This is a genomic window from Streptosporangium sp. G11 (assembly GCF_051192615.1).
Lineage (GTDB): Bacteria > Actinomycetota > Actinomycetes > Streptosporangiales > Streptosporangiaceae > Streptosporangium.
Genome location: NZ_JBPJUQ010000176.1, coordinates 1 through 6768 on the forward strand (window position 1 = coordinate 1; position 6768 = coordinate 6768).

A 6768-nucleotide genomic window follows, 5' to 3' on the forward strand; every position below is an offset into this window, starting at 1 on the left:
GCCTCGTCACGTACCTACCTCTTCCAGACTTCTGTCAGCTTATGTAGCTGACTGTCCGGAATCTGCTGGGCACCTCAGTGCGCGTGCGGGAGTGGATTCGCCGGGCCTCGTCTTCTTCGTCCCAGCGCTGAACCATCTCGTTCAACTCGGTCAGGGAGGCGACCTCAGGCACCGGGACGAAATGGTTGCGGCGAAACCATCCGATCTGTCCCTCGACTCCGCCCTTTTCGTGCGCGCCCTCGATGCCAGGGCGACAGTAGAAGCTCTCGATGCCGTAGTGGGAGCGAAACGCGGTCCAGCGTTCGGTCTCCACCCGCTGGCGCGAGAATCCCAGGATCTGGGCGACCGCGGCTTTGAGGTTGTCGTAGCGGATCTTGCCGAAGGGCACCCCGCCCAGCACGCTCAGCGCATGGACGTGGCCCTCGAAGAATGCCTCCTGACCGCAGGAGAGGAAGACCCTTCTCTGCACTAACCCAGAGCGAGGAATCTCGCGGGCCTCATCCTTGGAAGGGCTCGACGTCCAGAACAATCATTTTCTCCTGGCGGAAGCGGTCCAGGTGCGTGTACCAGCCTTGGTCTGGGCGGATCTGGTGGAACCTGAACGTTGCGTTGCGTTGGTATCGCCCGCCGAGATGATGCAGCGCACCGGAGTGAGCGGTTCGAGGGCGTAGACGAGCTTGGAGAACTCCAGAGCGAACGCGACCGCATGCAGGAGCAGGATCCGCTGGTCATCCTCGGTGATCACTGGAGCGTCGTCGACGGTCGTGACATCCACCGGGACGAAGTCCTCCAGGTGGAAGGAACTGTCGTGGCATTCCCACCGGTTGAGATCGTCGAGGAACAACCGTGCGTTTTCAGCCCCGGTGGAGTCGGCCCAGGTCAGCACTTCTCCATGATGGGTGATACCGCGGGCCGCCCATTCTTGCAGGCCCGGCGCCAGGCCTCCGGGCGGCTCCACCCCACCGAGTCCCGTCAGGACACCAAGGGTCTTGACCGCCGCATCGTTCATCTTCAGCGAGAGCACGCCGACCAGGATCTCAGCTGGACCGGCATGTAACCCCTGGCAGGTCTGGCGTGATACTCGTCGAAGCGCTTGGGTGGTTACCGGGCCCAGCCGATGACCTGGTCGATCTGAAGGTCACTGGTGATGGCGTCGTCGAACTTGGCGCCGGTGACGTCGGTCAGGCCGTGCGGTGGCGCACCGGTGTTGACCAGCCCGAACTGCCCTGCGGTCAGGTCGGTGTCGCGCAGATCAGCGTCCCGGAGATCACATCCGGCCCAGCTCGCGCCCCTCAGCGATGCGCCTCGCAGATCGGCGCCCCGCAGGTCGCACAGTATGAAGGAGCAGCCATCCAGGGTGGCATGACGAAGGTCGGCTCCGGCGAAGGAACACCGCTTGAACCACAGGTGCATCGCCTGTAGCGAGGTCAGGTCCTGGCCGTCGAACACCTGGCGGGTGACGGTGGTGTAGCGCGTAAGCGCACTGAGCGTCTGTCTCGACGGCGCCTCATCAGCCATGGACGCAATTGTGTCACCTCTGCCGACGGTCCGGCCTCTTGATTAACCGAGTGGGCTGTCCCAGGTATCACTATTGTCGGCCTGTTGCCGTAGACGGTCGGCCTGTTGTTTCTTATCCGCGATGTGGTGGAGGCTCTCTTCGAGTGCTGCGACTTCGCCAAGCCATTGCATCTGATGGGCCTCTTTCAATCGCTCGCGGGTGTTATCTTCGATTTGCAGCAGGCGTGGTACTTGGGCGAGGTCGAGCCGCAGCATCGGGCAGCGAACGCAGGCGTGTTCGTGCTGGCAGGGGGTGCCGTAGGGGCGGTGGCAGTTGCCGAGGGCGACCTTGCGAAGGCTGAAGTGGTCACGGAATTTCAGCCATTCGGAGTCGGTCGGTTCGCGATACTCCTCGCTCGGGCGGTGACCTCGCCGATCGGAGATGAACTGCCGGTAGTGGCGGATTACCTCGGCTGGATAGACAGCGACATAGCCTTGAGTGGTGTTCAAATCGAGGTGGCCGAGTAGCTTCGCCGCGATGTGAATCGGCAGGCCGCTGTTGACGGTCTCAGTTGAAAATACTCTGCGGAAGTCGTGCGGGGTGAATTTCAGCGGTGTCCCGTCGATGTCGGCGATGCCCGCCTGTCGTGCCACCGTGACGAGGATCTCGCGCACCCGGCCGGGTGCGATGACCTGCAGCCGGTGCTGGGAGAAGCGCTGGAACAGGTGTGGCAGGGCTGGGCCGAAGACTCGTTCGTAGGTGTCGTAGCGGGTCAGCAGCGGCACCCTGCCATCTGAGTCCTTGATCCGTCTGATGATGCGGGCGAGCACCGACACGAGTTCGGGGTCGGCGGGGATGACCCGTTCGGTATCGGTCTTGGACGGGCTGATCTGCAGCAGCGGCACCATCTCCCCGGTCGGAGCCCGGTATTGGCGCAGGCTGAGGTGGGTGAGCTCAAGCAACTCCTCAACGCGTACTCCGGTGCGGCGAAGAACCTCGATGGTCGACCATGCCCAGAAGGCGTTGTCCTCGGCGACCTGGACGTCGAATCTGGGCCCGGGCTCATCGAGACGCTGAGCGAGCAACCGGACAGGCGCTGCAGTGCCTGGCCGACGCGGGCCGATCCGCAGGTAGCGGGCATCAGCGATGGTGAACTCCCCGCCGGGTGGGACCGACCGGACAGCTTCCAGCATGATCGTGGCCGTGCTCAGTTGCCGTTCGGCTGCGGTGACCAGGCGCGGGAGGACCGGCACCAGCGACCGGGTGCGCTCGGCCATCCTGGCCCGCCTGCGCCGGGTCTCCTTCATGTAGCCGCGGACGTCGTTCTCGCTGACCGGACACGGGGCAGCCCATTGTGCCCAGCGGCCCGGGTCCTCCAGCGACCATTGGAGCAGGTCGAGATAGAAGGAGCGGACGGTGAACAGCACCGAGTACGAGGTCTGGCGGGGTCTCCCGTCCGAGAGCGTGCGGATCCGCTGCTTCCAGTCGTGGACGGCCGCCTGGGGAAGGTGCAGGGAGCTGATGCCGGGATGGTGGCGTTCCAGATCGACCCAGAACAGGCTCACCAGCATCTGCGCCTGGTTGTCCAGGGAGCCGTAGTCAAGCACGGCGGAGCGTTCGACGAGGTAGTGGACCAGGACATCGCGGATCGGCCGGCAGGCCACCGGGTAGCGGTCGACCAGTTCGGCGGCCGTCAGCTGGCCGCGGGCCTGGGCGTGCTTCAGGGTGGGCGGTGCGTCGCGCAGACCACCGATGGTGCGCAGCAGGTCGTAGGCGAACGGCAGCGCCGACACCTTGCGTCCCGTGGCTTTGCGGGCGGATACGTAGGTGGTGATGTCGTCCAGGTCCAGGTCCTGCACGTCCTTGCCGGTGACGATGACCACGCGGGTGAGGGCGTTGAGGGCCTCGGCCTCGTGTTCGGCGAAACCCCGTCGAGACGCGTGGTTGGTTAGCTCCGCGAACCTTTCCGGCTGGTTGTGCGATCGAAACTGTTCGTAGACGCCGAGCAGCCTGCTGCCGAACAGCCACGGATAGGAGGGGCGGACCGCCCGCAACACGATGAGCACCCCGAGCCCGGTGGTGATCCGGTTGCGCCATCGCGGTGTAAGGTCCTGCGGCCCCCACCCCTGTCCGTGGGCGTCAGAGCCGCTGACCAGCCAGCGTTCCTGCCAGGTGTCGCCGGGGAAGCCCTCCAGCCAGTCCAGTACGACGGTCATCGCCTCTTGCCGCCGCCACCGCTCCCGGGGAATTCTGCCGGTGACCAGGCTGTCGGCCAGGCGCAGGAGTTCGCCTCGGGAAGCGCGCTCCCTGCCCACCGGCGCCGCCGTGACGGGTTTCGGGGTTGGCGGCCCGGTGAGAAGCTCGGGATCGCGGGGGCTGGTCGGGGTGCGGCCGAGGCGTCCGTGCCGGGCCGCCATCAGATGTTGTCCCCGAACACATCAGCCAGGTCGTCGGGATCGTAGTCCCAGCCAGCCAATGGGCGGGGCTCTGGTTTGGGACGGGTGTAGTGCTCGTGCACCTTGGCGATCACCTCGTCCGGTCGGGGGCGCAGGTAGACGCCGGTCGTGGTGATGTTGGCGTGCCGCATGACCTGCTGGGCGTCCACCAGAGTGATGTTGGGGTCGGCGACCAGGCGCAGGCAGAGCGTATGCCGCAGGTCGTGGATGGTGACGTTCGCGTCGATCTGCTCGTTGATCCGGTTGAGTACGGCCCGAAGCGCGGTGTAGGTCAGCGGGCGCAACGGCCGGCGCCTGGTCCACCACAGCGCCTCACCGGGTCCGGGCCGGTGCCCCTGCTGGGCGAGTTCACCCAGATAAAGGGCCAGCCAGGAGAACGCCTCCGGTGAGGCCGGGCACGCCTGCCTCACACCGCCCAGCCCTTTGGTCTTCACGTAGATGCGGCCATCACCCGGCCGGGCGTCTGCGACGGTCATCTCCAGCAGCTCACTGGCGCGGGCTCCGCTGGCCAGGAACATGTGGAACATTGCCCGGTCCCGGTTGCAGTCCAGCTCGGCGAACAGGTCGTCGAGAACGTCATCGGGGACTGCCCGCGGTTGACGGTCAGGCTGTTTCTGCCGATAGACACCCCGGCGGTGCAGGTGGAACGGCTCCAGCGGATTGTGGTGGGCGTTGAGACGGCGCCCGTCACGCGACTGTGGCGGCACCGGGGAGACCACCGGCCCCAGCCCGATCTCCAGGTGGTAGCTGTAGAACGCCGCGAGGACCGCCAGCGCGTGGTTGATCGTCGCCGGGGCGTACCCCTCCCGCAGATACTGCTTGCCAGTACGCGCGTTCACCGAACCGGCCGCCGGCGCATCGGAGCGCCGCCGGTCTCGGGCCGGGTTGTGGGCCGTCCGCAGCCACAGAACGAAGTCCCGCACCTCGGCTCGCTGCGCACGGTGCCACGAGATGTCAACCGCGGCCAGGAACCGCAGCCATCGCAGCAAGTCAAAGCCATAGGAACGACACGAGGCCGGGCTGTTCCCACACGCCAGGAGATGTCTCAGGAAGTCGGTGACCGCCTCAACCGGCTCCCCGGCCCCGCCCAGTACAACCCATGGAACCGCCGGGTCATCGGTGGGCCGAACCGCTCCGACGCGGGCCACCAGCAACCCCGTGACATCCCGCTGACCAATCGCCTTGCTCTGCCCCACCGCGGCTCCGTCCTCGAGAACAACGAGAACGAAGCCTGCCGTACCAGCGCTTTCCCCTGGCGCCGGTCAGCGAAGATCGGGCCGTTGGTGCGGTCAATAGGCCGGTGGACCGCCTTGCCGGAGTAGGACAGGCGCAGGCTGAACAGGTAGCAGGTCACCTGCTCTCCGGCCAGGCGGACCGTCACGTCACCGAAGTCGACCTCGGCCTCGGCTCCGGGGCGATGGCTCTGCGGGATGAACGCCTCCACCGGTCCACGGCCAGCTTCGACGCGGATCTGCGGTCGTCGCTCGGCGACGTAGCGGCGCACGATCCCATAGGAGAGGTCCATCGCGCCGTGCTCGCCGACAAGCCGGTCGAAGATCCTCGTGGTCGTGTGGCGCTGCTTTCGAGGAGCGTCCAGGTCCGCCAGCAGCATCGCGTCGATCAACGGCTTGTAGGGGTCCAGCCGGGTCGGCCGCGGGGTCGGTTTTTTACGCGGTTCGGGCCAGGCCGACGCCGACGCCTTGGTCACGGTGAGGTAGGACACGGAGTGCTTGCGCATCACGGCCCGGATCGACATCCCGCTCCGCACATCGCGTCGGATCGCCGCGTAGAGCTCGGTCTTGGACTGCGACGGCATCGGGTCCCCTTTGCGGCGAGCAGCATGTCGATGCTCTCACCGCAAGACCTTGGGTGTTGCCGAAACTCATCGATACGACATCGCCGTGATCAGGGATGTTGCCGGTTCTGATCGACAAACGTTCCTGCCGGATGCGAACAGAATCAGGGGCCGCGCCCTCACTTCAGCGATGTCTGATCGGCCTGGCCCTTTCACATTCGACCAGCTCACCGCCGCAACAAGAAACAAGATCTTTCTCACCGCCAACGGCTGTCCCACTGTTCCAGTATCAGCCTCGTGCTCGCGCGACGTCGCCGGGCCGCTGGCTGCGCCAGTACGAGAACAGCTCGACGCCGTAGTGCCGGGTGCAGGGGAGCCACTGAAAGCCGCACGCTGGGCAGCGCGCCACGGGGCCCGGGCGATGGGTGCCGCCCCGGGGGTGTCAGGTGTTCAGGCGGTCGAGACCGACCATGCGGCGCGCGGTTTCAGCGGCCACGTTGAGAGGCCGCACGAACTCCCTGGCGTAGATGGGTTCCTCTTCGGGCCACATCCAGCTGTTGAGCCGGTAGTTCCACACGAGGCCGGTGGGCACGGTGTCAGGGTGGGCGGGAATCATCCAGCCGTCCGCGTGCCGGTCGATGTGGATCACCAGATGCGGGTCATAATCGGCATGCTCGGCGGGCACCGTGTTGCCGTTGAAGGTGAACCGGGTGGGGACGGCTCCGGCCGGAGTGTCGAGGCTCGCGCGGGTCTTGGCCAGTAGGGCGGCCAGTGCGGCGAGGTTGTCGTCGCGGGCGGTGCGGGCGACGAACACCCGGTCGTCCTGGTTGAGCGGGACGCCGGAGAGCTGCTCGTAGATGCGAGTGCGAGCGTGGTCGGCGGCGTGGTCGGCGGCCTTGTGCCAGTCGATGCTCTCTCCCACGGTGATCACGGATGCTTTTGCAGAGCACCAGACGCCCGGAAAAGCCCTGGTCGGCGAAGACGACCCGGCAGGAACCGGTCAGGTACAACCCCAGCAA

7 protein-coding genes are annotated in these 6768 nt (G+C 66.2%); all 7 read right to left on the bottom strand.

Annotated features, from left to right (window positions below):
- Window positions 1-34: 34 nt before the first annotated feature.
- Window positions 35-529: a hypothetical protein gene (locus tag ACSDR0_RS48885; protein ID WP_435295830.1), complete on the bottom strand. Its 495-nt coding sequence runs from the start codon at window positions 527-529 to the stop codon at window positions 35-37.
- The gene (locus tag ACSDR0_RS48890; RefSeq protein WP_435295831.1) at window positions 530-1024 is read right to left on the bottom strand and encodes a hypothetical protein; all 495 of its coding nucleotides are present in this window, start codon (window positions 1022-1024) and stop codon (window positions 530-532) included.
- Window positions 1025-1101: 77 nt separating this feature from the next.
- Window positions 1102-1518, bottom strand: coding sequence for a pentapeptide repeat-containing protein (locus ACSDR0_RS48895; protein ID WP_435295832.1), 417 nt, complete (start codon window positions 1516-1518; stop codon window positions 1102-1104).
- Window positions 1519-1560: 42 nt separating this feature from the next.
- Entirely contained in the window at window positions 1561-3714 is a 2154-nt protein-coding gene (locus ACSDR0_RS48900) for a tyrosine-type recombinase/integrase (protein WP_435295833.1), read from the bottom strand.
- 200 nt (window positions 3715-3914) lie between these two features.
- Window positions 3915-5102, bottom strand: coding sequence for a tyrosine-type recombinase/integrase (locus ACSDR0_RS48905; protein WP_435295834.1), 1188 nt, complete (start codon window positions 5100-5102; stop codon window positions 3915-3917).
- On the bottom strand, window positions 5000-5770 hold the full coding sequence (locus tag ACSDR0_RS48910; RefSeq protein ID WP_435295835.1) for a hypothetical protein: 771 nt from the start codon (window positions 5768-5770) through the stop codon (window positions 5000-5002). Before ACSDR0_RS48910 ends, ACSDR0_RS48905 begins: the two co-directional genes overlap by 103 nt.
- 421 nt (window positions 5771-6191) lie before the next feature.
- Complete coding sequence (locus ACSDR0_RS48915) at window positions 6192-6680, bottom strand: hypothetical protein (RefSeq protein ID WP_435295836.1); 489 nt, start codon at window positions 6678-6680, stop codon at window positions 6192-6194.
- Window positions 6681-6768 lie beyond the last annotated feature (88 nt).

What these genes read in the sequence shown, in the direction of transcription:
- ACSDR0_RS48895 (WP_435295832.1), bottom strand. Translation starts at nt 1,518, where the DNA reads ATGGCTGATGAGGCGCCGTCGAGACAGACGCTCAGTGCGCTTACGCGC.
- ACSDR0_RS48900 (WP_435295833.1), bottom strand. Translation starts at nt 3,714, where the DNA reads ATGACCGTCGTACTGGACTGGCTGGAGGGCTTCCCCGGCGACACCTGG.
- ACSDR0_RS48910 (WP_435295835.1), bottom strand. Translation starts at nt 5,770, where the DNA reads ATGCCGTCGCAGTCCAAGACCGAGCTCTACGCGGCGATCCGACGCGAT.